This is a genomic window from Streptomyces sp. AC627_RSS907 (assembly GCF_019049165.1).
The window spans coordinates 1-591 of the sequence record NZ_JAGMUE010000427.1 but is presented as its reverse complement, the minus strand read 5'-3'; the positions used below and the strand labels follow the sequence as shown (position 1 = coordinate 591).

Below are 591 nucleotides of genomic sequence, written 5' to 3'. Positions count from 1 at the left end.
CCGCACGGTGACCCGTACCGACACCGGCGCGGTCAGCGTGGGTGGGCTCGATGTGGGGGCGCTGGCCGAGGAGTTCGGCACGCCGGCGTACGTCCTGGACGAGAGCGACTTCCGGGCCCGCTGCCGGGCCTGGCACCAGGCGTTCGGGGGCGAGGCCGACGTGTTCTACGCGGGCAAGGCGTTCCTCTCCCGGGCCGTCGTGCGGTGGCTGCACGAGGAGGGGCTCAACCTCGACGTGTGCTCCGCCGGCGAGCTGGCCACGGCGCTGGCCGCGGGGATGCCCGCCGAGCGCATCGCGCTGCACGGCAACAACAAGTCCACCGAGGAGATCCGGCGGGCCGTCGAGGCGGGTGTCGGGCGGATCGTGCTGGACTCGTTCCAGGAGATCGTGCGCGTCGCGCACATCGCCGAGCGGCTCGGCAAGCGCCAGCGCGTGCAGATCCGGGTCACCGTCGGCGTCGAGGCGCACACCCACGAGTTCATCGCGACCGCGCACGAGGACCAGAAGTTCGGCATCGCGCTCGCCGGCGGCCAGGCGGCCGAGGCGGTGCGTCGGGCGCTCAAGCTGGACGGCCTCGAACTGATCGGCAT

The 591-nt window shown here is 72.9% G+C and carries 1 pseudogene; it reads left to right on the top strand.

Annotation, left to right across the window (positions count from 1 at the left end):
* A pseudogene (locus KUM32_RS36265) lies at positions 1-591 on the top strand (diaminopimelate decarboxylase); the annotation flags it as partial.